Annotated in this window: 26 protein-coding genes; 14 read left to right on the top strand and 12 right to left on the bottom strand. The window is 67.5% G+C overall.

Annotated elements, in window-relative coordinates; translation table 11 throughout:
- The first annotated feature begins 126 nt into the window (after positions 1–126).
- Positions 127–2,343 (top strand): S9 family peptidase, encoded by a 2,217-nt coding sequence (locus V6Z91_RS14705; protein WP_338771538.1) that lies wholly within the window; start codon positions 127–129, stop codon positions 2,341–2,343.
- A gap of 240 nt (positions 2,344–2,583) precedes the next feature.
- On the opposite strand, the gene V6Z91_RS14700 is transcribed toward V6Z91_RS14705, so the two are convergent.
- Positions 2,584–2,805 (bottom strand): CsbD family protein, encoded by a 222-nt coding sequence (locus V6Z91_RS14700; protein WP_338771535.1) that lies wholly within the window; start codon positions 2,803–2,805, stop codon positions 2,584–2,586.
- Between the two features lie 193 nt (positions 2,806–2,998).
- A complete protein-coding gene (locus tag V6Z91_RS14695) occupies positions 2,999–5,053 on the bottom strand; it encodes a M13 family metallopeptidase (protein WP_338771533.1) in 2,055 nt (684 codons plus the stop codon).
- A gap of 187 nt (positions 5,054–5,240) precedes the next feature.
- Here V6Z91_RS14695 and V6Z91_RS14690 point away from each other — a divergent pair, with 187 nt between their 5' ends.
- On the top strand, positions 5,241–6,053 hold the full coding sequence (locus tag V6Z91_RS14690; RefSeq protein ID WP_338771866.1) for an HDOD domain-containing protein: 813 nt from the start codon (positions 5,241–5,243) through the stop codon (positions 6,051–6,053).
- A 130-nt stretch (positions 6,054–6,183) separates the two neighbouring features.
- Positions 6,184–6,450, top strand: a complete 267-nt coding sequence (locus V6Z91_RS14685) for a flagellar protein FliT (protein WP_338771530.1) — start codon at positions 6,184–6,186, stop codon at positions 6,448–6,450.
- 112 nt (positions 6,451–6,562) lie between these two features.
- Here the strand turns inward: V6Z91_RS14685 and V6Z91_RS14680 are convergent, their stop codons facing one another.
- Positions 6,563–8,212 (bottom strand): hypothetical protein, encoded by a 1,650-nt coding sequence (locus V6Z91_RS14680; RefSeq protein ID WP_338771528.1) that lies wholly within the window; start codon positions 8,210–8,212, stop codon positions 6,563–6,565.
- Positions 8,213–8,339: 127 nt separating this feature from the next.
- Between V6Z91_RS14680 and fumC the strand changes: the two genes are divergently transcribed.
- From fumC to V6Z91_RS14665, 3 genes are all read left to right on the top strand, one after another.
- Entirely contained in the window at positions 8,340–9,737 is a 1,398-nt protein-coding gene (fumC, locus tag V6Z91_RS14675; protein WP_338771526.1) for a class II fumarate hydratase, read from the top strand.
- An 87-nt stretch (positions 9,738–9,824) separates the two neighbouring features.
- Positions 9,825–10,061 carry an RNA-binding S4 domain-containing protein gene (locus tag V6Z91_RS14670; protein ID WP_338771525.1) on the top strand — a complete coding sequence of 79 codons (237 nt, stop codon included), beginning with the start codon at positions 9,825–9,827 and terminating at the stop codon, positions 10,059–10,061.
- Between the two features lie 66 nt (positions 10,062–10,127).
- Entirely contained in the window at positions 10,128–10,523 is a 396-nt protein-coding gene (locus tag V6Z91_RS14665) for a DUF883 family protein (protein ID WP_338771524.1), read from the top strand.
- Here the strand turns inward: V6Z91_RS14665 and V6Z91_RS14660 are convergent.
- From V6Z91_RS14660 to mobB, 4 genes are all read right to left on the bottom strand, one after another.
- The gene (locus V6Z91_RS14660) at positions 10,517–12,232 is read right to left on the bottom strand and encodes a DUF692 family multinuclear iron-containing protein (RefSeq protein WP_338771523.1); all 1,716 of its coding nucleotides are present in this window, start codon (positions 12,230–12,232) and stop codon (positions 10,517–10,519) included. The genes V6Z91_RS14665 and V6Z91_RS14660 overlap by 7 nt on opposite strands.
- Before the next feature lie 7 nt (positions 12,233–12,239).
- A complete protein-coding gene (locus V6Z91_RS14655; RefSeq protein ID WP_338771522.1) occupies positions 12,240–12,506 on the bottom strand; it encodes a DUF2282 domain-containing protein in 267 nt (88 codons plus the stop codon).
- A gap of 150 nt (positions 12,507–12,656) precedes the next feature.
- The gene (locus V6Z91_RS14650; RefSeq protein WP_338771519.1) at positions 12,657–12,857 is read right to left on the bottom strand and encodes a YjfB family protein; all 201 of its coding nucleotides are present in this window, start codon (positions 12,855–12,857) and stop codon (positions 12,657–12,659) included.
- Positions 12,858–12,910: 53 nt separating this feature from the next.
- The gene (gene mobB, locus V6Z91_RS14645; protein ID WP_338771517.1) at positions 12,911–13,459 is read right to left on the bottom strand and encodes a molybdopterin-guanine dinucleotide biosynthesis protein B; all 549 of its coding nucleotides are present in this window, start codon (positions 13,457–13,459) and stop codon (positions 12,911–12,913) included.
- Positions 13,460–13,532: 73 nt separating this feature from the next.
- On the opposite strand from mobB, the gene V6Z91_RS14640 reads away from it, so the two are divergent.
- Positions 13,533–14,123 (top strand): TetR/AcrR family transcriptional regulator, encoded by a 591-nt coding sequence (locus V6Z91_RS14640; protein WP_338771516.1) that lies wholly within the window; start codon positions 13,533–13,535, stop codon positions 14,121–14,123.
- A 52-nt stretch (positions 14,124–14,175) separates the two neighbouring features.
- Positions 14,176–15,210 (top strand): NADP-dependent oxidoreductase, encoded by a 1,035-nt coding sequence (locus V6Z91_RS14635; protein WP_338771514.1) that lies wholly within the window; start codon positions 14,176–14,178, stop codon positions 15,208–15,210.
- A gap of 3 nt (positions 15,211–15,213) precedes the next feature.
- On the opposite strand, the gene V6Z91_RS14630 is transcribed toward V6Z91_RS14635, so the two are convergent.
- From V6Z91_RS14630 to V6Z91_RS14610, 5 genes are all read right to left on the bottom strand, one after another.
- Entirely contained in the window at positions 15,214–15,396 is a 183-nt protein-coding gene (locus V6Z91_RS14630; protein WP_338771511.1) for a hypothetical protein, read from the bottom strand.
- Positions 15,397–15,492: 96 nt separating this feature from the next.
- Positions 15,493–16,371, bottom strand: coding sequence for a general secretion pathway protein GspB (locus V6Z91_RS14625; RefSeq protein WP_338771508.1), 879 nt, complete (start codon positions 16,369–16,371; stop codon positions 15,493–15,495).
- 1 nt (position 16,372) lies between these two features.
- Positions 16,373–17,974: an AAA family ATPase gene (locus V6Z91_RS14620; RefSeq protein WP_338771505.1), complete on the bottom strand. Its 1,602-nt coding sequence runs from the start codon at positions 17,972–17,974 to the stop codon at positions 16,373–16,375.
- Between the two features lie 8 nt (positions 17,975–17,982).
- A complete protein-coding gene (locus tag V6Z91_RS14615; protein ID WP_338771504.1) occupies positions 17,983–18,480 on the bottom strand; it encodes a hypothetical protein in 498 nt (165 codons plus the stop codon).
- Positions 18,462–18,647: a hypothetical protein gene (locus V6Z91_RS14610; protein ID WP_338771503.1), complete on the bottom strand. Its 186-nt coding sequence runs from the start codon at positions 18,645–18,647 to the stop codon at positions 18,462–18,464. The genes V6Z91_RS14615 and V6Z91_RS14610 overlap by 19 nt, the downstream gene beginning before the upstream one ends.
- Positions 18,648–18,781: 134 nt before the next feature.
- On the opposite strand from V6Z91_RS14610, the gene V6Z91_RS14605 reads away from it, so the two are divergent.
- From V6Z91_RS14605 to V6Z91_RS14580, 6 genes are all read left to right on the top strand, one after another.
- Positions 18,782–19,183, top strand: coding sequence for a hypothetical protein (locus V6Z91_RS14605; RefSeq protein ID WP_338771502.1), 402 nt, complete (start codon positions 18,782–18,784; stop codon positions 19,181–19,183).
- Positions 19,184–19,320: 137 nt separating this feature from the next.
- On the top strand, positions 19,321–20,646 hold the full coding sequence (locus V6Z91_RS14600) for a DUF2807 domain-containing protein (protein WP_338771501.1): 1,326 nt from the start codon (positions 19,321–19,323) through the stop codon (positions 20,644–20,646).
- Positions 20,647–20,911: 265 nt separating this feature from the next.
- Positions 20,912–21,796, top strand: a complete 885-nt coding sequence (locus V6Z91_RS14595) for a BadF/BadG/BcrA/BcrD ATPase family protein (RefSeq protein ID WP_338771498.1) — start codon at positions 20,912–20,914, stop codon at positions 21,794–21,796.
- A 2-nt stretch (positions 21,797–21,798) separates the two neighbouring features.
- Positions 21,799–22,533: a GntR family transcriptional regulator gene (locus V6Z91_RS14590; RefSeq protein WP_338771497.1), complete on the top strand. Its 735-nt coding sequence runs from the start codon at positions 21,799–21,801 to the stop codon at positions 22,531–22,533.
- Positions 22,530–23,657 carry an N-acetylglucosamine-6-phosphate deacetylase gene (gene nagA / locus V6Z91_RS14585; protein WP_338771494.1) on the top strand — a complete coding sequence of 376 codons (1,128 nt, stop codon included), beginning with the start codon at positions 22,530–22,532 and terminating at the stop codon, positions 23,655–23,657. The genes V6Z91_RS14590 and nagA overlap by 4 nt, the downstream gene beginning before the upstream one ends.
- The gene (locus V6Z91_RS14580; RefSeq protein ID WP_338771491.1) at positions 23,647–24,660 is read left to right on the top strand and encodes an SIS domain-containing protein; all 1,014 of its coding nucleotides are present in this window, start codon (positions 23,647–23,649) and stop codon (positions 24,658–24,660) included. Before nagA ends, V6Z91_RS14580 begins: the two co-directional genes overlap by 11 nt.
- Positions 24,661–24,696 lie beyond the last annotated feature (36 nt).

Genomic DNA, 24,696 nt, shown 5'->3' with positions numbered 1-24,696 from the left:
GGACGGCCGAACGAAAGTCGGCCGTCGCACTCGCATTCCAAACTTTTGCGCCTCGCCATGGGCTGTCCAGTCTGGTATCGTTTTGCGATTTATTTCCAACAACAAATCGTTCATTTCGGGACCCCAATGCGCACCGCTCTCAGTATCCTGGCCCTGCTGGCCGCCGGCACGGCATCCGCCGACCGCCTGACCCTCGACCGCATCTACAGCGATCCGGCCCTTGCCGGCAATGGCGTGCGTGCGCTGAAGGTGTCGCCCGACGGTGCGCGCGTGACCTTCCTGCGCGGCCGGCCGGACAACCAGTTCCAGATGGACCTGTGGGAATTCAACCTGAAGGACAAGTCGACGCGCCGCCTGGTCGATTCGAAAGTGCTGGTGGCCGAGGAAAACCTGTCGGACGCCGAAAAGGCCCGCCGCGAGCGCGAGCGCACCGCCGCCCTCAAGGGCATCATCAACTACAGCTGGTCGCCTGACGGCAAGCGCCTGCTGGTGCCGATTGCCGGCAACCTGTACCTGATCGAGGTGGCGAAACCCGATGCGGCGCGCCTGGTCGCCTCCGGCAATGTGACCGATCCGAAGATCTCGCCGAAGGGTAAATATGTGTCCTTCGTGCGCGACCAGAACCTGTACGTGATCGACCTGGCGACGGGCCAGGAAAAGGCGCTCACCACCGACGGCAAGGGCACGCTGCACAACGGCGAAGCGGAATTCGTGGCGCAGGAAGAAATGCACCAGTTCACCGGCTACTACTGGGCGCCGGACGATTCGGCGATCGCCTACCGCCGCTACGACGAGGCGCAGGTGCCCATCGCGCGCCGCTTCGAGATCTACCCGGACCGCACCGAGGTGATCGAGCAGCGCTACCCCGCGGCCGGCGACAAGAACGTGATCGTGGAACTGCGCATCGTGAACCCGGTCACCGGTGAAACGAAGAACGTGGACCTTGGGCCGGAAAAGGATATCTATCTGGTGCGCGCCGATTTCTCGGCCGACAGCAGGAAGCTGCTGTTCCAGCGCCAGGCGCGCGACCAGAAGAAGCTGGAGCTGATCGCCGTCGACACGGCCACGCTCGCGCAGAAGGTGCTCGTGACGGAAACGTCGAAGACGTGGACCGACATCAACGACGACCTGCGCTTCCTCTCTGGCGGAAAGGGCTTCATCTGGTCGTCGGACCGCACCGGCCGCAATCACCTGTACCTGTTCGACATGGACGGCAACGTCAAGCACGCGCTCACGAAAGGCGAATGGGGCATCGACAACTTGCTGGCCGTGGACGAAGCCGGCGGAAAGGTGTACTTTTCGTCGAACAAGGACGCGGTGATCGACAAGCAGACCTATGTCGTCTCGCTGGACGGCCGCGATGCCGACAAGCCGAAACGCGTGACGCAGGCCGACGGCTGGCACGACACCACCTTCGCCCGCAACGGCCAGCTGTTCGTGGACACGTGGTCCGATCCCGCCAATCCGCCGCAGGTCTCCATCCGCAAACCGGATGGCGCGATCCTCACGTGGCTGGAAAAGAACGAGGTCAACGCGGCGCACCCGTACTATAAGTACAAGTCAGACCACCTGCCGGTCGAATACGGCACGCTGCCGGCGAAGGATGGCCAGACGCTGTACTGGTCGATGATCAAGCCCTACCGCTTCGACCCGGCGAAGAAATACCCGGTGTACCTGTCCACCTATGGCGGCCCGACCGCGCAGCACGTGACGCGCAAGTGGGGCGACTCGTTCGACCAGTACATGGCGCAGCAGGGCTACGTGGTGTTCCGCCTCGATAACCGTGGCTCGGGCCGCCGCGAGCGCGTGTTCGCGGACGCGATCTACCGCAATCTGGGCAAGGTGGAAGTGGAAGACCAGCTGGCCGGCATCGACTTCCTCGGCAAGCAAGGCTTCGTCGACCCGAAGCGCATCGGCGTGTATGGCTGGAGCTACGGCGGCTTCATGACGCTGCGCCTGCTGTCGCAGGGGTCGGACAGGATCGCCGCCGGCGTGTCCGGCGCGCCCGTCACCGACTGGGCGCTGTACGACACGCACTATACGGAACGCTACATGGACAAGCCTGCCGAGAACAAGGAAGGCTACGCGGACAGCACCGTGTTCAAGCATGTGGACGGCCTGAAGTCGAACCTGCTGCTGATCCACGGCATGGCCGACGACAACGTGCTGTTCACGAACACCACGAAGATGATCGACGCGCTGGTGAGCCGCGGCGTGCAGTTCGAGCTGATGACCTACCCGGGCGCCAAGCATGGCGTGTCGGACCGCAAGCAGCGCAAGCACGTGCAGGTGAAGATCGATGAGTTCTTCCGCAAGCACCTGAAGCCGGAGACCGTGCAGTAACACGCGGCGTTTGTGCATTGGTGTCCGACACCGGGCTTTTCCGGTGTCGGACACCGGTTTTCGCGTGAGGTCGGCGTCCCTGTGGATGCTTCAGGGCAAAACCGGTGTCCGACACCATTCGCGAGCGAATGATGTCCGACACCAGAAACACCAGAAACACCAGAAACATGCGGCACCTCGGCCGCTCAAAGCAAAACAGCCGCCCTCGGGCGGCTGTTTCGTTATCGGCACTGGGCCGTATTACAGCCCGCCCTGGCGGTTGCCGCGGTTGACGGTGACATCGTCGTCCAGTGCGTCATCGACGGCTTCGCGGGCGTCGCCCACTTTCTTCTGGACCTTGCCTTCGGCCTGGTTCTTCAGGCCCTTGACCTGCTGCTTCGAGCTGCCCACCAGTTCGCCGGCCTCTTCCTGGATCTTGCCGCCGATTTCCTTGGCCTTGCCTTTGATTTGATCGCTGTTCATGATCGAGCTCCTCTATGCGTTGCGGCTTGGGGGCCACGATGGCCCGTTGCCTTGAACACCCGCGGTATCGCGTGTGGATGGGGAAATCATACGTTTCGTAATCATTTCCCTCCGTTCGCTCCCTAACATTGCAAAAGAGTTCAGCTACCAACGGTCGGGTTTAAGGACTGCTTAAGCGTCACTGGACGGCGTGTTACCAGACGCGCACCCGCTGCTCCGGCGGCAGGTAGAGCTTCTGGCCGGGCTTCACGTCGAAGGCATCGTACCAGTCGTCCAGATTGCGCACGGTGTAGGTGCGCCACTGCGAAGGCGCGTGCTCGTCGGTGGTGACCTGGTTGCGCAGCGAGGCTTCGCGCGCCTTGGTGCGCCAGGCATGCGCGTAGCCCATGAAGAACTGGCGGTCCGTCTCGGCGTTCGCCTTGCCGCCGAGCGAGGCGTGATAGGCATCCAGCGCGGCGGCCAGGCCGGCCAGGTCGGCCAGGTTCTCCGCCAGGGTCAGCTGGCCGTTGAGCTTCAGGTCCGGGAAGGCTTCATAGGCCGAGTACTGCGCCACCAGCGCCTGGGCCGCCTTGGCGAAGTGCTCGCGGTCTTCCTTCGTCCACCAGTCGCGCAGGCGGCCCTTCGAATCGAATTCGGCACCGATATTGTCGAAGCTGTGGCTGATCTCGTGGCCGATCACGGAACCGATGGCGCCGTAGTTCACGGCATCGCTCGCCTTCTGGTCGAAGAACGGCGGCTGCAGGATCGCCGCCGGGAAGTTCAGCGCATTCTGCATCGGCATGTTGACGGCGTTGACGAGTTGCGGCGGCATCGACCATTCCTTGCGGTCGACCTTCCTGCCCAGCTTGGCCAGCTCGAGCTTGTAGTTGAACTGGCTGGCGCGCCAGGCGTTGCCGAAGGCGTCGTCCGGCTTGATGTCCAGGCCGTCATACGACGTCCATTTCTCCGGGTAGCCCACGCCCACGTACAGCACGTCGAGCTTGGCGTGCGCCTCGCGCTTGGTGCTCGCGTCCATCCAGTCCAGCCGGTCGATGCGCTGGTGGAAGGCGTTGACGATATTGCTCACCATTTGCTGCACCTTCGCCTTGGCGGCGGGCGGGAAATGCTTTTCAACGTACATCTTGCCGACCGCTTCCGGCATCGCCTCGTTCACGGCCGCCAGGCCGCGCTTCCAGCGCACCGACAATTGCGGCGTGCCGCTCAGCGTGCGGCCGTAGAAATCGAAACGCTGGTCGACGAACGCCTTCGGCAGCGCGCCGCCGTACTGGTTGACCGTGTGGAAGGCCAGCCAGTCCTTCCACGTCTGCACGGGCATCTCGGCCACGAGCGCGGCGGCGCCCGTGACGGCTTGCGGGTGGTAGACGATAAAGCGCTTCTGCTTGCCGAGGCCGGCGCTGTGGAAGAAGGCCTTCCAGTCCAGGCCGGGCGCCTTCGCGGCGAAATCCCGGTCGGTCCAGGTATTGTTCGCCTTCTGCATGTTCGACGACTCTTCGCGCGAGGCGTGCGACTGTGCCAGCTTGCGCTCCAGTTCGAACACGCGGGCCGCGCGCGCTTCCGGCTCGGAGAAACCGGCCAGCTTCAACATGGCGGCGATGTGCGCCTGGTAAGCCGTGCGCAGGCGCCCCATCCGCTCGTTCTCCTCCAGGTAGAACGCGCGGTCGGGCATGCCGAGGCCGCCCTGCAACAGGTAGGGCATGTACTTGTCGGGCGCCGTGAAGCCCTGGGCGACCCACACGCCGAACAGGTTCTCGGTGCTGAAGTCGGTGGCGTTCAGCGGGTCGACGTCGGCGCGCAGACTGGCGCCCAGCGCTTGCGTGAGGCCGGCCTTGTCGCGAATGGCCGCGATCTTGTCCAGCGCGGGTTTCAGCGGCGCTGCGCCGCGCGCCTCGATGCCTGCCTCATCCATGATCGCCCGGTAGAAGGCGGCCACGCGGCGCGCATCGGCCGGCGCGCCCTCCCGGTCCGCCGCCTCGATCAGGCGCACGATGTTCTGGTTCGTATCCTCCACGATCGTGTGGAAGGCGCTCCAGCTGCTGCGGTCGGCCGGGATCTCGGTGGCTGCGAGCCACTGGCCGTTCGCATAGGCATAGAAATCGTCGCCGGGCAGCACGGCTGCGGATGCGTGCGTGGTTGCCTGGGCGGGGGCAGCCTGGTGCGCCTGGGCTCCGGTAAAAGCCAGCGCGGCGCACAGCGCCATGGCGAGGGTGCTCGTCCGCGGCGGACGGCGCAGTACTTGGAAGGCTTGCATATAGTCCCTTGTATCGTTGGTTATAGTGTGGCGCGCAGTGAGCGACATTCGCCAGCCTGCACTGTAGTCCCTGCGGCCTGCCGTGACGAGGCCCGTGCGACAGGCTGCTAAATTGCGGGATAGCCTGCAAAACGCGGGCGAATCCCGCTATAGTTCACCTACGGCAACAAGTAACAAGGAGAGCATGATGACGCTGGAGGAATTGTTCGAGCAACCCACCGCGCTGCCGACGGCGCCGAAGATCGTCCAGGAGCTGGTGGCGAGTTTCGACAAGGCGTCCGTCTCCACGGAGGAGATCGCACGCAAGATCTCGCTCGATCCCGTGCTCAGCGCCAAGCTGCTGCGGCTTGCGAACTCGGCTTACTACAATCTGTCGCGCAGCATCGGCACGGTGGAGGATGCGGTACTGATGCTGGGCTTCGTGGCGGTGCGCACGCTCGTCATCAGCTCCGGGCTCGTCAACGGCTTCAAGTCGGTGACAGGGCTCGAGCTCAAGGATTTCTGGCGCTACAGCATGCGCACGGCCGTGGCGGCCAAGTGGATCGCCAGGAAAACCCGCGACAATGCCGAGCTGGCGTTCACGATCGGCATGATGCACGCGATCGGCCAGCTCGTGATCCACGCCGCGATGCCGGACGAGGCGGCGGCGCTGGACGCCGTGGCTGCCCCGCTGGGCGAGCAGCGGCTGGCCGGGGAACGCAAGACGCTGGGCTTCACGTACGCGGACGTGGGCGCCGAGCTGGCTCGCCGCTGGCAATTCCCCGCCGTGTTTTCCGACGCGATCGCGGCCTTCCCTGCCCCGCTCGAGCGCGGCGCCGTGGACCGGCTGGCGGCGATCGTCCACCTGGCGGCCTGGCGCGCCCGCGCGCTGGAGGAAAGCCACCTGGCCGAGCAATTTCCGGCGGAGGTCGGCAAAGTGCTGGGATTGGACGCCGAGGCCATCGAAGAAATGCCGCCGCTGGACGAACTGGCTGCCGGGCTGGACGAGATGTTGAAATAGAACATATTGTCTGGCTGGCCATGCCGGAAACTATTTTCAATTTTTTTTCAAAAAGGCCTAAAGTTCCCGTCACCCCTGACGTAAATCATGACAAGCAGTAATCCGATCATGATTTATCCACGGTGGCGCCATGACCTCGACCGACGTTCTCTCGATGTACGAAAACATTGCCGGCTTGACCAGCAAGATGGTGGTGGCCGCCCAGGTCAGCGATTGGAACACGCTCGACCGCCTGGAAAATCAGTGCGCCGCGCAATCGGTTGCCGCGCTCGGCGGCGTGCCGGCACTGGACGGCAGCGCCCGCCAGCGCAAGATCGACTTGCTCAAGCAGATCATGGCCAACGACCGCGCGATCCGCGACGTGACCGAACCTTGGATGGGCCGGCTGAACGGCTGAGCCTTCCCGCTCCAATGCAAAAGCGCCCCGCGGGGCGCTTTTTTGTTGGCGCTTGCCCGGTGTCGTACACCATTTGCTTGCAAATGGTGTACGACACCGGTGTTTGGCAACGTCAAGCCGCCTTGCTCTCCGGTGCCGGCGCCGCGGCGGGCTCGATCCGCGCCAAAACGTCATCCTCGTCCCGGCTCCAGCTCTGCCTCACGATCGGACTGCGCTTCATCTTGGCCTTCCGGATGAAGTGCACGATCACGCCGAAGATCAGCAGCAGGACCAGGCTGCCGGCGAACAGGAAAGTGAGCAGCTTGGGCCGGGAGATCTTGATTTCCTTCTTTGGTTCGGGTGGCGGCGGTGCCGCTTCCTTCTTTTCCTCGGGCCTGGCCTTTGGCGCCTCGGCGGGCGCCTCCGGCGGCGCGGCTGCTTCCGGTTGTGGCACCAGCTCCGGCACGGCGGAAGCAGGTTTCGCGGCCGGCGCCGGCTGCGCTGCGGCCGCGGCAGCGGCAGCGGCCGGGACGATCGTGTCGCCATGCGCCGGTGGGATCGTTTTCGACGCCCGTGCTGCCGGTGCTGCTGCCGGTGCTGCTGCCGGTGCGGGTCGCGGCGCAGGTACCGGTGCTAATGCTGGTGCTGGTGTCGATGCAGGTGCCGATGCAGGCGCCAACGCTGCCGCAGGCTTCACAGGCTCAGGAAGCGCCACGCGGGCCGCGCCGGCCGAGTTCGTCATCGCCAGCTGCGTCTGCAAGGTCTTCAGCTTGCCTTCCAGTTCGGCCAGTTTGGTCAACATCGCGGCATCGGGTTGGGCGGCGGCGGACGCGGCTTGCGCAGCCGCGGGGGCTACCTTCGCCGGTCCAGCCGGCTGGATTGCCCCTTCCACGCTTGCCCGCGTGGCCCGCGCGGCCTCGGCCAGTGCCGTCTTCGAGGGCAAGAACGAGCGCTGCGGCGCCTTCTGCTCCTGCTCCGGCTCCGGTTCCGCGACAGCCGGCTTCGCGCTCGTGGCGACCCGCTTGAAATCGCCGGCGGTCGATGCGTACTTCAGCGCCTCCTTGCGAACGTCCTGCTGGCTGATCGCCGGCTTGGCCTGCTTTTCCTCCGGCGCCTCGACCTTGCCGCCGCGCGTCGCGATCGCCTGCTCGACGGCGCCCATCAGCGCGCGCTCGGCGGACGTCGCTTCCTTGCCAGGGGACACTCTGGCCATCAGGACGCGCGGCCGCTCCACGGCATGTGCACGGGTCGACGGCCTGTCGGCGCGCTCGGCGGCGTGGAGACGGGCGGACGACTTTTCGGGATGCCCGGCAGCGGCCGCGGCAGAAGGAGCCGCGGCAGGAGCGGCGGCAGGGGCGGCGGCGATAACGGCGGGCGCCGGGGCCGGGGTCGGGTCCGGCGACAGCCACAGCGTGACGCCCCGCACGCGCTCCCTGCCGCCCGAGGCCAGCTGGAAGTACAGGTGCAGCACTTCCGCCTGCACCGGGGCGCTGGTGGTAATGCGCAGGACGCGGCGGCTGTCGCGCTTCTGGATCGACACCGTAGCGCCCGCCAGCGCCGGGTTCATCTTCACGTTCGCGCCCTGGAACACGTCCGGCCGGGCCAGTCGCGCCTGCAGGTCCGCCATCTCCTGGGCAGTCAGTTCGGTCAGTTCGATGTCGGCCGACAGCGGCTGGCCGCTGTACGAGCGCACCGAGGCGTCACCGAGTTCGGCGGCATGGGCGCCGGTGGCGGTGGCCAGCGCCAGCACGGCCAGGCGGGAAGAACGTAGCAGGAGCGACATGATGGACTCGAATAAGGAAATTTCCGTAACGTAAGTGTTTAACGGCGGAAATTCCTAAACTTTGAGTGGATTAACCGGATTTCATCCTTGGGTTACACTCTTTGCATCATTTACGACAGAGGACGCCATGGACAGCAGAACCGAACGCGACAGTTTTGGGCCGATCGACGTGCCTGCCCACCAGCTGTGGGGAGCGCAGACGCAGCGCTCGCTGCACCACTTCCATATCTCCACCGAAAAGATGGCGCCGGAGCTGATCGCCGCGCTGGCCAATGTGAAGCGGGCCGCGGCGCGCGTGAACGTCGACCTCGGCGTGCTCGATGCCACCAAGGCCGATGCGATCGTGCGCGCGGCCGACGAGGTATTGGAAGGCAGGCATGCCGGCGAATTCCCGCTGTCCGTCTGGCAGACCGGCTCGGGCACGCAGTCGAACATGAACATGAACGAGGTGCTGGCCAACCGCGCCTCCGAGCTGCTGGGCGGCGTGCGTGGCGAGGAGCGCAAGCTGCACCCGAACGACGACGTGAACAAGGGCCAGTCGTCGAACGACATCTTCCCGACCGCCATGCACGTGGCCGCCGCGGTGGCGCTGGCCCGCGACGTGATCCCAGCCCTGCACCAGCTGCGCGCCACGCTGGCCGCCAAGGCGGAAACGTTTGCCGACATCGTCAAGATCGGCCGCACGCACCTGCAGGATGCCACGCCGCTGACGCTCGGCCAGGAATTCTCCGGCTACGTGGCCCAGCTGGACCACGCGGAGCGGGCGATCGAACACGCGCTGCCGGCCGTGCTGGAGCTGGCGGCGGGCGGCACGGCCGTCGGCACCGGCCTCAACTCCCACCCCGAGTACGCAACGCGCATCGCCGCCGAGCTGGCCAGCCGCCTGCAACTGCCGTTCAAGAGCGCCGACAACAAGTTCGCCGCCCTCGCCGGCCACGAGGCGCTGGTGGCGGCGCACGGCGCGCTGAAGACGCTGGCGGCCGCCCTGTTCAAGATCGCCAACGATGTGCGCTGGATGGCTTCCGGCCCCCGCTCCGGCCTGGGCGAGATCACGATCCCCGAAAACGAGCCGGGCAGCTCGATCATGCCGGGCAAGGTCAATCCCACGCAATGCGAAGCCGTGACGATGCTGTGCGCCCAGGTGTTCGGCAACGATGTGGCGATCTCGTTCGGCGGGGCTTCCGGCAACTTCGAGCTGAACGTCTACAAGCCGCTGATCGCGCACAACTTCCTGCAAAGCGCCCGGCTGCTGGCCGACGGCATGCGCAGCTTCGACGAGCATTGCGCGCGCGGCATCGAGCCGAACCGCGAGCGGATCGGCGAGCTCATGGAGCGGTCGCTGATGCTGGTGACCGCGCTGGCACCGCACATCGGGTATGATCGCGCCGCCCAGATCGCCAAGAAGGCGCAGCACGAAGGCACCACGCTGAAGGAAGCCGCGCTGGCCCTCGGGTTCGTGACCGCGGAACAGTTCGAGCAGTGGATCGTGCCGCTGGCGATGACACGGCCGGGCGCCAAGGGCTGACCCGGCCAATGAAGCAAACCGGACTTTATTTGGCGCAGGCTTAACATCTGCACAATTAATTTCCGGTTTGATAAGAATGAGGATAAAATGCAAAAAGTAGACTTTGAATTAACGTCGGATTTCATCGAACTGAACCAGCTGCTCAAGCTCGTCGGCCTGTGTGACAGTGGCGGCGCCGGCAAGCAGATCGTGGCCAGCGGCGACGTGCGGGTGGATGGCAAGCAGGAACTACGCAAGACCGCCAAGATCCGCGCCGGCCAGCACGTCACCGTCGGCGACGTGCGAATCACGGTTTTGGGTCAGCAAGGTGCCGACGGGCCTTAATCTGCCGCAAATGCAGCACCACTGCGGCGACTATAGTGGACAGGCTTTACTATCCGGAGCGCGCGCATGGACCATCTCGACCCCACCCGATACCCCGAACCGCCTCAACCGAAACCGCAGCAGGCCCAGCAAGCTTCCCTGCAAGCCGATGCATTGCCGGCCGCCGCATTACCGGCCGCCGCATTACCGGCCGATACGTTGCCCACGCAGCAGCAGCTGATCGGCGACCTGCGGCAAGTGATCGACAATGCCGAAGACTTGCTGACCTGCACCGACAGCGCCCGCAACGGTGCCTACCGCGCGGCCCGCGAAAAGCTGGCCCAGGCGCTGGCCATCGCCAACGAGGAGTTGACACGCTTCGAGGATGCGCAGATCGATCGCATGATCGCCGCCACCCACGAAGCCAGCGTGCGCCATAACGACACGACCGGCGAAGCCCGGCTGTTACGTGCCTTTCACTGACCGGTAGCGTCTTCCGTGCGCAGCGCCGCGAACGCGGCATGCGCCATCCACCGCCCCAGCCGGGGTGCCAGGTCGAATCCCCGATCTTCCGCCAGCGCGGCGTCGATCGCCGCGCCCATCTTCGCCCCCTCCTGCAAGGCAGCCAATGCCCGGTATTGCGCGGCATCGAGCGCCAGCACGCCCGGCTGCCAGCCGCGCCGGTGCACCAGGCACCACGAGGGTGATGCGATATCGGACGGGAATGGCACGGCGCTGCCGGATTGGTGGGCTTGCCACAGCGGCACCACGGCCCAGTCCGAGGCAAACGTGGCGGCTGCCGGATGCGGCGCCAGGCGGCAAGCCTCGAACGCTTCGGCCGAGATGCCGGCCAGCGCCGCGGGCGCCAGCGGCTCGGCATCCGCCGCGTAATAGGCCCGGTGTAGCAGCCATTCCAGCCGGGCCATGTCCGGCAGGTAGGGCAGCCCGGCCACGTGGGGAAAATCGTCGAGGAAGGCGGCGAAGCCGGCACCGAACTCGTTGAGGTCGGCATGCGCGGCCGGGTGGCGCGTGCCGTACTCGCGCGCCAGCGCGGCCAGGAAATCGTCGCCGACGAGCTGGGTGACGACGGGAAAAGCGGCTTTCAACGCACGCTCCCAGCTGCCCGCGAGGTTGCCGCGGTAGACGGCCAATCGGGCGGCGTGCGGCGCGGGGCGCAATGCCGCCGCCAGTGCGCCCTGCCCTTCGGCCGCCAACAGCGCGCCGGCGAAGCGTTCCTGCAAGCCGGCGAGTGCCTCCCTGGCTGGTGCGCATCCCGGCACCCCGGCCGGCGCGCGCGGCGGTTCGCTTTCCGGAACCTCGGCCGGTGCGCGCGGCGGTTCGCTTTCCGCAACCTCGGCTGCGGCGCCGGCCGGTTCGGGCGCAGGCGCGGCGCGCGCCAGCAAGGCCGACGCCTTGTCCGCCTCGGCCAGCAGCACGTCCAGCGGCGGCACGCGGGCATCCCATTCGATCAACGTCGGCACGGCACCGAAGCGCGCCAGTGCCGCTTCGTACAGGCGCCATACCGGCTCGGCGACCGCCGCGCCATGGTGGTCGATCACCACGTCGGGCGTGACCAGGTGTCCGCCGAGGTGGATTTCACCGACCAGTCCCGGCGGGATCGCCGCCAGCGCGGCAAGCGCATCCTCGCCGTGGTTGCATTGGTTGACGTACAGGTTATTGATGTCGAGCAGCAGGCCGCAGCCCGTGCGCCGCGCCAGCTCGGCCAGGAATTGCGCTTCGCTCATCGTATCGGCCGAAAAGCGCACGTAGGCGGACACGTTCTCGACGAGGATGCGCCGCTTGAGCACCTCCTGCACCTGTGTCACGCGGGCGGCCAGCAGGCCGAGCGTGGCTTCGTCCAGCGGCAGGGGCAGCAGGTCGTGCAGGTGCCGGCCGGGCACGGCGCCCCAGCTCAGGTGTTCGGAAACGAGGAAAGGTTCGATGCGCGCGGCCAGCGCGCGGATGCGTTCCAGGTGTTCCGGCACGATGCCGTGAGCGGAACCCAGGCCGAGACCCACGCCATGCAAGCTGACCGGATAGTCGCGGCGCACGCGCTGCAGCACGTGCACGTCGCGACCGCCCTCGGCCAGGTAATTCTCCGTGTGCACCTCGACCCAGCCGGCGCGTGGCCGGCCAGCCAGGAAATCGGCGTAATGCGCCGCGCGCAGGCCGATACCAGCTGTCGCGGCCATGGCGGTCTTACTTCTCCTTCGGCGGCGGCGTGGTCTTGCCGCCCAGCTTTTCGCAGGTGCCCTTGGCGACCCACTTCCACTCGGTGGGCGCATTGTCGGTTTGCGCCATCGACGCGCAACCGTGGGCGCCATCGGACGAGCCGCAATCGTTCTGGCCGGCCTTCGCCACGCCGTAGCATTTTTCCTTGTCCGCCCCGCCGCCCATCTGTGCGTGCGCAGCGCCCGCCGCGCATGCCGCGGCCAGCGCCGCGGCGATCATCGTCCGCTTGTCCATCGTTTCTCCAATCCAGTCAACAACCTGCCGATTCTAGCGAAAGTTGCTTCAAAAATGGGGACTGTCCCCATTTTTGAAGCAACTATTTTCCGGAAATAAAAAAACCCGCTGTCCACGGGGAACAGCGGGTCAGCGCGTTCGGGGACGCGCTCAAGCAGTGGTGTTGATCCGGTTGCCCAGGTGCGGCGGCAGGTTCGGGGCGCTCGGCGTGGCCGGCAGCGCTGCGATCAGGGCTTCGGCGGAAGCGGCTTGCACGTCCATCGCCTTCTTCAGCACGGCCATGCTGACTTCCTGTTTCGTACCAGTCTCGGCGATCGTCGTCGACAGGCGTGCGATGCTCATTGCATCCATGTTAGCTCCTTTGTGCCGCCCCGTGACGAGGCATTTCCTCGTTTACGGAAGAGTCACAGCGAACTTGAGGCAGGCGGCGCCATTTTTTTCAGCAGCCAGGCCAGCACGGCCTCGCGGTCTCCGAGATCCAGCCATTCGACGTGCGGCGCCGCGTCGGCCGGGCGCGGCAAGGTCGAGGCAACGGCGACGATGTGCGGATCGTCCGGATACAGCGGGCCCTTGTCGCCCACGGCCCGGTGGATTTCCAGTTTATCGATGGGAAAGGCCTTGAAGCCTTCCACCAGGGTCAGGTCGGCCGGCGCCAGCCGCGCCAGTTGCTCGTCCAGCCCCGGTTCCGGCGCGCCGCGCAGTTCGCGGACGATGGCGAAACGGTAAGGCGACGCCACCATCACTTCGGCCGCACCGGCGCGCCGCAGTCGGGCGCTGTCCTTGCCCGGTGGCTCCAGTTCCAGGTCATGGTGGCTGTGCTTGATGACGTTGACCTTGCGGCCCAGTTCGGACAAGCGGCCGACGAGGTATTCCAGCAAGGTCGTCTTGCCGCTGCCGGACCGGCCGACGATGCCGATCACCGGCCCCGCATTCGTGATAGGTGCTGTCTGCATCGCGGCATTATACGCCTGCCGGCCGGTCACGGCACCGCTAGCCGACTGGTCTAATCGGTGCTATATTGCCTTCATGACCACCGCTCACCTCCCCGACGTACGCCGCCACATCCTCGACGTGGCCCACCCGCTGCTGCTCGCCAAGGGCTTCACGGCGGTCGGACTGGCCGAACTGCTGGCGGCGGCAAGGGTGCCGAAGGGTTCGTTCTACCATTACTTCGCCTCGAAAGAGGCATTCGGCGAGGCGATGCTGGAAACGTATTTCGACGAATGCCATGCCAAGATCGATGGCTTGCTGGGCGGTTCCGGCACGGCGGCCGAGCGGTTGATGGCTTATTTCGACGACTGGCTGACATCGCAGACGGACGAGCATGCGCAGAGCCGCTGCCTCGTCGTCAAGCTGGGCGCGGAGGTCAGCGACCTGTCCGAACCGATGCGCGCGGCGCTGGACCGCGGGACGCGCGCGGTAACGGCAAGGCTGGCGGCGACTCTCGCGGCCGGCGCGCAGGACGGCTCGCTGCCCACCCTGCCGGACCCGGCCGGCACGGCGACGGCGCTGTACCAGAACTGGCTCGGCGCCAGCCTGCTGGCGAAGATCCTGCGTGACCGGGCCCCGCTCGATACGGCGATGGCGCAGACACGCACACTGCTGGGACTCGGCTGAGTCCTTTTTTTGATGTTTGCTAGACGACCGGTCTAATTCAAAGGAGCCAACCATGCCGCAAAATAACAACGTGAACCGCCGCATTCTCCTCGCCGCCCGCCCAAAAGGCTTGCCCTCACCTGCCGACCTGCGCATCGAAGAGACCGACGTGCCCGTGCCGGGCGAAGGACAAGTGCTGCTGCGTACCCTGTACCTGTCGCTCGATCCCTATATGCGCAACCTGATGGACGAAGTCGGCCCAGGCTACGCACCGCGCGTGGAGATCGGCGGCACGATGGTAGGCGGCACAGTCAGCCGCGTGGTCCGCTCGCGGCACCCAGGCTTCCAGGAAGGTGAGCTGGTACTCGCCAACGCTGGCTGGCAGGACTACGCGCTCTCCGACAGCAGCGACCTGATGCGGCTAGGCGACATGCCGCATCCGTCGCGCGCGCTGGGCGGGCTGGGCATGCCGGCATTTACCGCCTATGTCGGCCTGCTCGACATCGGCGCGCCGCGGGCCGGCGAGACTGTCGTCGTCGCCGCCGCGACGGGTGCCGTCGGTTCCGTCGTCGGCCAGATCGCCCGGCTCAACGGTGCGCGCGTGGTCGGCATTGCCGGCGGTGCCGACAAGTGCCGCCACGCCATCGAAGAGCTGGGCTTTCACGCCTGCATCGACCGCAACGATCCCGGCTTCGCCCAGCGCCTCGCCGCGGCTTGCCCCGACGGCATCGACGTCTACTTCGAGAATGTCGGCGGCGCCGTGTTCGATGCCGTGGTCCCGCTGCTGAACGTGGGCGCGCGCATTCCCGTATGCGGATTCATCGCCCACTATAACGATGCCGACGGCGCGGCCGGCCCGGACCGGCTGCCGCGCGTGACAGCCGCGATCCTGCAGAAGCGCATCCGCATGCAGGGTTTCATCATCCTGGATCATTACGCCACCCGTTATGAAGCGTTCCGCCGCGACATGGAGGGCTGGCTGGCGGACGGTAGCATCCGCTTGCGGGAAGACGTGGTCGAAGGGCTCGAGAACGCCCCCGCCGCATTCGTCGGCCTGCTGCAGGGGCGCAATTTCGGCAAGCTGGTCGTCCGCGTGGCCGACCAATGATGCTTAGGGCTCCGGCCGGAACGGGCCGTCGTCGCCACCGCCGGCCATCAGGCATAACAGGCCGACACAGGCCAGCACGATGACGAGCGCGCCCGGCTCCGCCGCGGCGGCGTCGGGAGTGTAAGCCGCGCGCACGGGCGCGGCAGCGGCTAGCAGGGGCAACGCTTGCAGAATGTTGAGCTTCATGTGGTCATCCCGGGTGGTTGTCGATATGCCAAGCATGACGAACTTGTATGACCGGGAGATGACTGCCCAATCGTGCGCGACGTTCCGCACCGAAGTTCAGTAAGGCATCCGGTAACGGTAGCCGCGGAATGTAAAGACCGCCCCTTTCGGCTCGAGGCGCACCAGCACCAGGCCGGGCGCGACTTCGTCTCCCTCGCGGCGCAGCACCTTGTCGATCAGGACCAGGCGGTCCGCCGGATTCGGCGAATACATGTAGCCGCTCATCGAGATCGGCGGGATCGCCCGCTGGATCGGTTCGGGCAGGTCGCGAAGCGCCTGCACGTGCTCCTCACCGGCCGGCTCTTCCTTCTTTGCGGCGCGCGCGCCTTCCCCGCGCAGGGGTGGCGGATTCACGCCCGCGACGGGCGACCCGGCATGGACCGGCTGGACGGCGGGCGGTGGCGTGCTGGCGGCCGCCAGCGCCGTTGCTGAAGCAGCTGCGGCAGCAGCCGGCTGCGATACCGGTGGCGCGCGCCTGGCCGGCGTCACGGCCACCTGCGCGGATTGCGCCGGCACCGCCTGCGCAACGGGCAGCTGTGCGGATTGCATCGGCACCGCGTGCGCAACGGGAGCCTGCGCGGATTGCATCGGCACCGCCTGCGCAACGGGCACCTGCGCGGATTGCACCGGCACCGCCTGCACAACGGGAGCCTGCCCGGAGTGCCCAGGCGCAGTCTGCGTCAAGGGCACCTGCGCGGCTGGCACGGCCGCCACCGGCACCACTGGCGGTTGGGCGGGGGCGGTCGCCTGCCGCCATATTACGGCGGCAAGCCCGACGATCGCCAGCGCCATCACGGCAAAGGCGGCCGCCAGCGGCTTGCGCAGCGGTGCGGCGCCACCGGCGGGAGCTTGGGGCACGGGCGTGTGGATGCCCGGCGTTTCACCCAGTTGCCGCTCGGCCTGCGCCTTCTTCAGGGCTTCGAGAATATAGGACATGTCACTTCCCTCCGGCCGGCGCCAGCCGGGGTTCCGGTACGTCGCCGAGTAAACTCAGGCGTATGAATGTTTTCGGACCAGCCACGCCGTCCGCCTTCAGTTGCTGGGCCGCCTGGAAGTCGCGCAGGCGCCGCAGCGTCTCGCCCTCGAGGGCCGCGCCGTCCTGCGGCCTGGCGGTGCCGGCCCACTGCGCGAGCCGCCGGGCCAGCCAGTCGACTTCTGGGCCGCGATCGCCGGCGGCCACCTGTTCCCGCCAGCCCGGCGGCGCGCGCCAGAACGTAGTGAAGGTGCCGTCGTAGCGGTTTTCCAGCGCCGTGCGCGCCACCGCCTGGCGGCGGCCGCCGATGTCGAGCGTGCCCTGGCGCTCGCCCAGCGCCACCAGCAGGGCATACGTCGGCGCGGCCGGATCGTCGTTCAGGGTGAGCATCGCCGGCCGGTCCAGCAGCCGCAGTTCTTCCAGCGCGCCGCGGCTGGACAGGCAGCGCAGGTTGCGGGACCGCAGCGCTTCGCAAACGTCGCCCGCGCCCGCATCCGGGTTCACGCCCCACAGCGCGGCCAGGCGGCGCAGCGTCGCGTCGCTGCCCGCGCCCCCGGCCAAGGACGGCGCGGCCGGCAATGCGGCAGCCGTCGCCCGCGGTGCCGGTGCCGCTGCGGGTTCCGCTGCGGGTGTCGCTGCCGGCTTGGGCGCCTGGCCCGGCACCAGTTGCCACGCGGCGGCCGCCGTCAGCACGGCCCCGGCCAGAACGCCGCCCGCCACCAATGGCCAGCGCGGCCGCGCACGGGGGACAACGTCGGTACCGAAGACTTCCCCGGCGGCGCGTCGCACGATCTTGCGCGTGACCTGCGGCCGGTTTTCCACGTAGGCGCCCAGCAGCGCCCGGTCGCACAGCAGGTTGATCCGACGCGGCACCCCATGCGCGAGGGCGTGGACCAGTCGCGTCACGTCGGCCGGGAACGGCGACGGCCCGGCCAGCCCGGCCACCGCCAGGCGGTGCGTGATGTACTGCCCCGTCTCCGCGGCGGACAGGGGCCCGAGGTGATAACGGGCGATCACCCGCTGCGCCAGCTGTTCCAGTTCCGGCCGCGCCAGCATCGCGCGCAGCTCGGGCTGGCCGATCAGGATGATCTGCAGCAGCTTGCGCTCGCTGGTCTCCAGGTTCGTCAGCAGCCGCAGTTGCTCCAGCACGGCGGGGGAAAGGTTTTGCGCCTCGTCGATGACGAGCACATTGTTTTCCCCGCGCGCATGGCTTTCCAGCAGGTGCGCGTTGATCGCGTCGACATGGTGCTTGACGGTGGCCGCGCCCGGCGGCAGGGCGATGCGGAACTCGTCGCAGACCGTTTGCAGCAACTCTTCCACCGAAAGCTTGGGGTTGAAGATATAGGCCAGCCGGCAATCGGCCGGCACCTGCTCGATGAACGAGCGGCACACGGTGGTCTTGCCGGCGCCGATCTCGCCCGTCAGCAGCACGAAGCCGCCGCCACTGCCCACGCCGTACAGCAGGTGGGCCAGCGCCTCGCGGTGGCGTTCGCTCATGAACAGGTAGCGCGGATCGGGCGCGATGGAAAACGGGCTCTGGGTCAGGTTGAAGAATCGGTTGTACATGGGTTCGGTCAGCGCAGTGCCGGCGGCAGCGGCTTGAACTTGGCGCAGTAGATCTTGGAACGGCGGTCGGCATAAGCGATGCGCCCGCCGGTGGAGGTTTCGCGCACGGGCGTGGCGCTGCCGGCGATGGGCACATAGCGCAAGCCGTCGCGCTTCGTGATCGCCGCGGCCAGCTTTTCCGGCGTGGTATCGGCCACCGCCCCGACGAAGCGGTAGGGGAAGGTCTCGTCGCTGACGATCACCTCGCTCACGGGAAAGCCCCACAGCCGCGCCTGGGGCGTGCGGAACCACCAGGCGCCGCCTTCGCGCTTGTAGGGCTGGCCGAACCAGCGCACCATGTAGTCGAAATAATAACGGTTCGATGTCTGGTCGCGGCACAGCAGCCCATTGCCGAGCACCACGCCGAAGTGAGTGGGCACTTTGGCCGGCAACGGCGGGGCGACCGCAAGGCCCAGTGCCAGCGCCAGCATGGCCGGCGCGCGGGGTCCTACAGGTTTTGCAGCCATTTGCGGTTGGCGGCGATCCTGGCCTTGACCGATTCTGGCAGCGCTTCGTAGCAGCCGGGGTACTGCTTCAGGGCACTTTCGCGCACCTGCTTTTCCTGCCCGTTGATGAGGAAAACATAGAGCGTTCCGCCTTGATCGGTTTTCCTGGTTCCTATGTACTTGATCATCTTGCGAAATTCCTCCGGCAGGCATTATGACACCTCCTCGCGGTGCCCGGCATGTGGACCGTCTGTTTTCTGCGAATCGTTATCATTTCACTACGGACTGTGCTTTAATAGCGATGCTCAAGCCGGGACGGACCATGATGAAAATCCATTGCGCAGTCGCCTTCGCAGTCTCAGTCTCGCTCGCCGCCACGGTACACGCGGCCCCCTCTTCCGCCGCCATGGCCGGCGCCGACAGCTGGCGCACGGCGCATTTCCAGGTTGACTTTTACGATATCACGCAGGCCTGGTACTTCACCGGTGAAGCGCTGGCCGGGCCGCCGCGCGACGGTGCCCCCTTGGCCGTCGACCGCCCGCTGTTCAAGCCGGCCGATGCCGGACTGGTACCGCTGCCGGCCGCCGTGCCGGCCACGCCGGCCATACCGGCCAGGGTCGACGTGCCGCCCACGATCCCCGAACCGCGCATGGCATCGATGCTGCTGGTCGGCCTGCTGCTGATCCTGCTGCGCACGGGGCGCAAGGAAGAACTGTTCGGCTGACCGGGCGCTCCCGCTCATCGGCCGATTCTGCGGCCGGCACCGCGATTTCTCCACTCCATCCCGCCGGCCTCGCGCCGTGCCCGCCGTTGGCCTACGCTGGCGATGTTTCGTGATGCTTCTTACAACAAGGCCAATATATGAACCGACTCCTTCCTCCGCTCGCCCTGTTCGCGCTGGCCGGCGCCCTGCAACCGGCCCTGGCCGCGGACAACGCCACCGAAACCCGCTCCATCGGCGCGTTCACCGCCATCGATGTCTCCGGCCCGTTCGACGTGCACGTGGATGCCGAAGCGCCCCGCGCCGTGCGGCTGGACGGGCCGGCCAAGGAGCTGTCCGGGATCGAGACCTTCGTCGACCGCGATACGCTCGTGGTGCGCCGCAAGGGCCAGGGCGGCTGGCAATTCAGCTTTGGCAAGCGCAGCGAGCCCGTGGTCGTGACGATCGGCGCCCCGCTCCTGAAGAGCCTGAAAAGCAGCGGCAGCGGCGACGTGCGGCTGGACCGCGCGCGCGGCGAGTCGCTGCAACTGGCCGTGACGGGCCCCGGCGACCTGACGGCGAACGGCACCGTGCGCGAGCTGACCGTGCGCGGCAGCGGCAGCGGCGACATCGACCTGCGCGGCCTGCGGGCCGCCACGCTGCGGGTAAAGCTGAACGGCCCCGGCGACCTGGAAGCGTCGGGCATCACGCAGGAGCTCGCGGCCGACGTGACGGGTTCCGGCGACCTGGACGTGAAGGACCTGCATGCCGACAAGGTCAGCACGACGCTGACGGGACCCGGCTCCGTGACCCTGCAGGGCCGCAGCCGGGAAATCCATGCCACGCTGGCCGGCTCGGGCGACCTGGACGCCTGCGCGCTGGCGGTGGAAAGCGCCAACACGAACCTCTCCGGCCCCGGCAACGCCTGCGTGGCCGGCACCATCCGCAAGATGGAGGCCCGGGTGCGCGGCTCGGGCGACCTGGAGGCGCGCGGCTTGCAGACCGCGAAACTGCGCGTGGAACTCGATGGCCCCGGCAGCATGAAGCTGAGCGGCTCGACGGGCGTGCTGGAAGCTTCCATCGGCGGTTCCGGCAACCTCGAAGGCGAGGCATTGAGCGCCGGCCGTGCCGTGCTGCGCGGCCATGGTCCCGGCAATATCCAATTGCAGCGCGTCGGCGAAGCGCTGGACGCGGAGCTGTCCGGCTCGGGCGACCTGACGGCGGAAACGGACGCGAAAAGCGTGCGCCTGACGCTGTCCGGCCCCGGCGGCGCCCACCTGCGCGGCCGCACCGCGCGGCTGTCGGCCCAGCTTTCCGGCTCGGGCGGCATCGAGGGCCGCGCCCTGCATGCGGACGTGGCCCAGGTGTCCGTGCGCGGCCCCGGCAGTGCCGTCGTCAACGTGCGCGGCAAGGTCGAAACACATGGGCGCAACGGCGTGGATCGCCTGGTGACGATCGACCGCGACGGCACGCGCGACGCGCACTGATCCCGCAACCGTTCCCCTCCTCCTCCCGCCCGGCCGCGCGCCGGGCTTTTTTTCGCCGCTGGTATTAACCGGACCGGTAGGTTCGATACCAAAGAGCATACCATTCAAAGTTCCGAATTTCCTTATATCGATCAGTAACTTAGCTCATCAATCGCCAGATGTCGCGCTTGCGGGATACCCCTTTCGATAATACCAGTTAAATACCTGTTGACAAGCTGGTTTGCCGACCCTATAGTCAGCACGACTCTTCCACCACGACCTCCCCATGATCGACTATCTGATCGGCGTCGACGGCGGCGGCACCGGCACCCGCGTGCGCCTCGCTCTTCCAGACGGCACCCTGCTGGCCGAAGGCAGCAGCGGCCCTTCCGCCCTGCTGCACGGCATCCCGAATGCGTGGCAATCCATCGAACAGGCCGCGGCGGCGGCGTTCCAGGCGGCAGCCATTCCGCTGCCACCGCGCGAGCGCATCGGCATCGGCCTGGGCCTGGCGGGCGTCCACAACAAGCAGTGGGCGGCCGACTTCATCGGTGCCAATCCCGGCTATGCGGCGGTGGCGCTGGAAACGGATGCCTACACCACGGTACTGGGCGCGCACGAAGGCCGCCCCGGCGCGATCATCGCGCTGGGCACCGGCAGCGTGGGCGAGGCCCTGTGCGAGGACGGGTCGCGGCGCGAGGTGGGCGGCTGGGGCTTCCCCACCGGCGACGAAGCGGGCGGCGCCTGGATCGGCATGCGCGCCGTGAACCACGTGCAGCACGTGATCGACGGCCGCGCGGCCGGCAGCGCGTTTGCCGACGCCGTCATCGCCGCCTGCGGTGGCGATGGCAACGCCAGCCGGAACGCGGTCCAGCTGTGGCTCGCCAGCGCCACGCAGACGCGCTATGCGCAGCTTGCCCGCATCGTGCTCGAACACGCCGGCAGCGACGACACGGCGCGCGAGATCATGCTCGAGGCAGGCCGCCAGGCAGGGTTGATCGCGGCCGCCCTGGACACGGCCGGCAAGCTCCCGATCGCGCTGTGCGGCGGGCTGGCCGAACCGATGCGCGCCTTCCTGCCCGGCGAGCTGCTGGCGCGCATCGTGCCGGCGAACGGCGATTCCGCCGCCGGCGCGCTGCGGCTCATCCGCCACAACCTCGGAAAGGAATAGACATGCCCGGCCGCCTGCGCGATTTCCACCCCGACGCTTCGAGCGATACGCCCCTGTACATGCAGCTGGCGAACAAGCTCTCCGACGGCATCGCCGGCGGCGACTGGCGCGCCAACGAGGCGCTGCCTTCCGAGCGCGTGCTGTCGGATGCGCTGAAGATCTCGCGCGTGACGGCGCGCAAGGCGATCGACCTGCTGTGCGACCGCGGCATGCTCACGCGGCGGCGCGGGTCGGGCACCTACATCACGCCCAAGCTGGAACAGCCGCTGTCGCGCCTGACGAGCTTCTCGGAAGAGCTGCGCCAGCGCGGTTTCACCGCGGGCTCGCGCTGGCTGCAGCGCGAGATCGGCATCGCCGCGCCGCTCGAACTGCTGTCGCTGGGCCTGTCGCCGAACGTGCCGGTTGCGCGCCTGAAACGCCTGCGCACGGCGGACGACGTCGTGATGGCGATCGAGACCTCGACCATTCCCGCCGCCTACATTCCCGATCCGCAGCGCGTCACCGACTCGCTGTACGGTTATCTCGAAGCGCATGGCACGGTGCCGATGCGGGCACTGCAGCATATCCGCGCGATCAATGCCGATGCCGAACAGGCGCGGCTGGCCAATATCGCGCCCGGCACGGCCATGCTGCACATCACGCGCGTGAGCTACCTGGAAAGCGGCGCCGCGGTGGAACTGACCCACTCGTGGTGCCGCAGTGACTATTACGAATTCGTGGCGGAGTCGCGTCGATGAACGATGCAAACAAATTGAATACCCTGCAAGGCAATATCCTCACACCCGGCGGCTGGCTCGCCGGCACCCTCACCTTCGATGAACGCGTGACGGGCATCAGCGGCGATGCCGCCGACCCGCAAGCCAACGGCGACGACTACATCCTGCCCGGCTTCGTCGACCTGCACGTACACGGCGGCGCGGGGCGCGACGTGATGGAAGGCGGCGACGCCGTCCATGCGATCGCCGCGATCCACGCGCGCCATGGCACCACCAGCATCCTGGCGACCACGATGACGGCGCCGCCGGAAGACATCGACCTGGCCCTGGCGGCGATCGGCAAGGCGGTGAAGCAGCGCGGCAAGGGTGAGGCGCGCGTGCTTGGCGCCCACCTGGAAGGCCCGTACATCAATTCCGGCAAGCTGGGTGCGCAACCGAATTTCGCGCGCGCCGCCACGCTGGCCGAAGTGCAGCGCCTGGAAACCATGGCACCGCTGCGCGTGATCACGGTGGCACCGGAAATCGCCGGCCACCTGGAACTGGTGCGCGAGCTGGCCGACGAAGGCATGCGCGTGCAGATCGGTCACACGCTGGGTTCCTACGAGGATGGCGTGGCCGCGCTGGAACACGGCGCGGCCGGCTTCACGCACCTCTTCAACGCGATGAGCCCCCTGCACCACCGGGAGCCGGGCATGGTCGGCGCGGCGCTGGCGCATGCGCAGTTCGCCGAGCTGATTCCCGACCTGCTGCACGTGCATCCGGGCGCCATCAAGACGGCGTTGCGCGCGATCCCGCGGCTGTACTGCGTGACCGATTCCACCTCGGCCACCGGCATGCCCGATGGCGAGTACATGCTGGGACGGCACACCGTGCACAAGTGCATGGGCGGCGTGCGGCTGCCGGACGGCACGCTGGCCGGCAGCACGCTGACGCTGGACCAGGCGCTGCGCAACCTGGTGGGCCTGGGCCTCGACCTGGCCGACGCCTCCGCCCGCGTATCGACCCACGCGGCCGACTACCTGGGGCTGGAAGAGCGCGGCCGCCTGCGCACCGGGGCCTGGGCGGACATCGTGGTACTCGACCGCGACCTGAAACTGAAAGCCGTCTACATCGAAGGAGAACGCGTTGACCTCAATGATGCTTAAGGAAGCGCTGTCGGCCGCGGAATGCGTGGCCGGGCAACTGGCGCACGATGCCGACCGCTACGCGGACCTGGGCCGCAAGCTGGCCGGCACGCCGTTCGCCACGGCGCTCACCGTGGCGCGCGGCAGCTCGGACCATGCATCGAACTACATCGCCTACCTGATCATGGCGCGGCTGGGGCGCGTGGTGGCGTCGCTGCCGATGTCCCTCGTCACGCTGCACAAGTCACCGTTGCGCACGGAAGGCACGCTGACGATCGCCGTCTCGCAATCGGGCCAGAGCCCGGACGTGGTCGAGCCGATCCGCTACTTCCGCGCCGGCGGCGCCACGACGGTGGCGCTGGTCAACGACATCGATTCGCCGCTGGCGCAGGCCGCCGAATGGGCCATGCCTCTGCGCGCCGGCAAGGAGCAGAGCGTGGCCGCGACCAAGAGCTTCATCACCTCGCTCGTGGCGGGCGCGCGCCTGGTCGCCAGCTGGCAGGACGACGGAGAACTGAAGGATGGCCTGGCCGCCCTGCCCGAGGCACTCGCGGCGGCCACGCAGGCAAACTGGCAGCAGGCGGTGGACGTGCTGGCGCCGGCCCGCAACATCATGGTGGTGGGGCGCGGCATCGGCTTCCCCGTGGCGCTGGAAGCTTCGCTGAAGTTCAAGGAAACGTCGGCCTTGCAGGCCGAGGCGTTTTCCGGCGCCGAGATCAAGCACGGCCCGATGGCGCTGATCGACGAGGGTTATCCGCTGCTGATCTTCGCCACGCGCGGCCCCACGCAGGCCGGCCTGCTGGCGCTGGCCGACGAGATGCGCGGCCGCGGCGCCCGCGTGCTGCTGGCCGCGCCCGGGGACGTGGCGCAGCGCGATCTCACGCTGCCGGTGGCCGCCACGCCGGACCTCGACCCGATCGTGGCGATCCAGGCGTTCTACGTGATGGCCGCGAAACTGTCGGCCGCGCGCGGCCTCGATCCCGACAGGCCGCGGCACCTCTCCAAGGTCACCAGGACCAATTGAAAGAACTGCCGCGCCGGCGCGCGGCGCCCAACCCTC

This window comes from Massilia sp. METH4 (assembly GCF_037094685.1).
GTDB lineage: Bacteria > Pseudomonadota > Gammaproteobacteria > Burkholderiales > Burkholderiaceae_D > Rugamonas.
Note: the sequence above shows the minus strand (reverse complement) of the source record. Positions and strands in the feature narration are given on the sequence as shown.

Bases quoted from the DNA above. Each gene is read 5' to 3' on its own strand.
- V6Z91_RS14660 (WP_338771523.1), bottom strand. From the start codon at position 12,232: ATGGCCGCGACAGCTGGTATCGGCCTGCGCGCGGCGCATTACGCCGAT.
- V6Z91_RS14580 (WP_338771491.1), top strand. From the start codon at position 23,647: ATGATGCTTAAGGAAGCGCTGTCGGCCGCGGAATGCGTGGCCGGGCAA.
- mobB (WP_338771517.1), bottom strand. From the start codon at position 13,459: ATGCAGACAGCACCTATCACGAATGCGGGGCCGGTGATCGGCATCGTC.
- V6Z91_RS14695 (WP_338771533.1), bottom strand. From the start codon at position 5,053: ATGCAAGCCTTCCAAGTACTGCGCCGTCCGCCGCGGACGAGCACCCTC.
- V6Z91_RS14700 (WP_338771535.1), bottom strand. From the start codon at position 2,805: ATGAACAGCGATCAAATCAAAGGCAAGGCCAAGGAAATCGGCGGCAAG.
- V6Z91_RS14635 (WP_338771514.1), top strand. From the start codon at position 14,176: ATGCCGCAAAATAACAACGTGAACCGCCGCATTCTCCTCGCCGCCCGC.
- V6Z91_RS14680 (WP_338771528.1), bottom strand. From the start codon at position 8,212: ATGTCGCTCCTGCTACGTTCTTCCCGCCTGGCCGTGCTGGCGCTGGCC.
- V6Z91_RS14685 (WP_338771530.1), top strand. From the start codon at position 6,184: ATGACCTCGACCGACGTTCTCTCGATGTACGAAAACATTGCCGGCTTG.
- V6Z91_RS14615 (WP_338771504.1), bottom strand. From the start codon at position 18,480: ATGGCTGCAAAACCTGTAGGACCCCGCGCGCCGGCCATGCTGGCGCTG.
- V6Z91_RS14705 (WP_338771538.1), top strand. From the start codon at position 127: ATGCGCACCGCTCTCAGTATCCTGGCCCTGCTGGCCGCCGGCACGGCA.
- V6Z91_RS14690 (WP_338771866.1), top strand. From the start codon at position 5,241: ATGACGCTGGAGGAATTGTTCGAGCAACCCACCGCGCTGCCGACGGCG.
- V6Z91_RS14670 (WP_338771525.1), top strand. From the start codon at position 9,825: ATGCAAAAAGTAGACTTTGAATTAACGTCGGATTTCATCGAACTGAAC.
- V6Z91_RS14640 (WP_338771516.1), top strand. From the start codon at position 13,533: ATGACCACCGCTCACCTCCCCGACGTACGCCGCCACATCCTCGACGTG.
- V6Z91_RS14630 (WP_338771511.1), bottom strand. From the start codon at position 15,396: ATGAAGCTCAACATTCTGCAAGCGTTGCCCCTGCTAGCCGCTGCCGCG.
- V6Z91_RS14650 (WP_338771519.1), bottom strand. From the start codon at position 12,857: ATGGATGCAATGAGCATCGCACGCCTGTCGACGACGATCGCCGAGACT.
- V6Z91_RS14620 (WP_338771505.1), bottom strand. From the start codon at position 17,974: ATGTACAACCGATTCTTCAACCTGACCCAGAGCCCGTTTTCCATCGCG.
- nagA (WP_338771494.1), top strand. From the start codon at position 22,530: ATGAACGATGCAAACAAATTGAATACCCTGCAAGGCAATATCCTCACA.
- V6Z91_RS14665 (WP_338771524.1), top strand. From the start codon at position 10,128: ATGGACCATCTCGACCCCACCCGATACCCCGAACCGCCTCAACCGAAA.
- V6Z91_RS14605 (WP_338771502.1), top strand. From the start codon at position 18,782: ATGATGAAAATCCATTGCGCAGTCGCCTTCGCAGTCTCAGTCTCGCTC.
- fumC (WP_338771526.1), top strand. From the start codon at position 8,340: ATGGACAGCAGAACCGAACGCGACAGTTTTGGGCCGATCGACGTGCCT.
- V6Z91_RS14595 (WP_338771498.1), top strand. From the start codon at position 20,912: ATGATCGACTATCTGATCGGCGTCGACGGCGGCGGCACCGGCACCCGC.
- V6Z91_RS14625 (WP_338771508.1), bottom strand. From the start codon at position 16,371: ATGTCCTATATTCTCGAAGCCCTGAAGAAGGCGCAGGCCGAGCGGCAA.
- V6Z91_RS14655 (WP_338771522.1), bottom strand. From the start codon at position 12,506: ATGGACAAGCGGACGATGATCGCCGCGGCGCTGGCCGCGGCATGCGCG.
- V6Z91_RS14600 (WP_338771501.1), top strand. From the start codon at position 19,321: ATGAACCGACTCCTTCCTCCGCTCGCCCTGTTCGCGCTGGCCGGCGCC.
- V6Z91_RS14590 (WP_338771497.1), top strand. From the start codon at position 21,799: ATGCCCGGCCGCCTGCGCGATTTCCACCCCGACGCTTCGAGCGATACG.
- V6Z91_RS14610 (WP_338771503.1), bottom strand. From the start codon at position 18,647: ATGATCAAGTACATAGGAACCAGGAAAACCGATCAAGGCGGAACGCTC.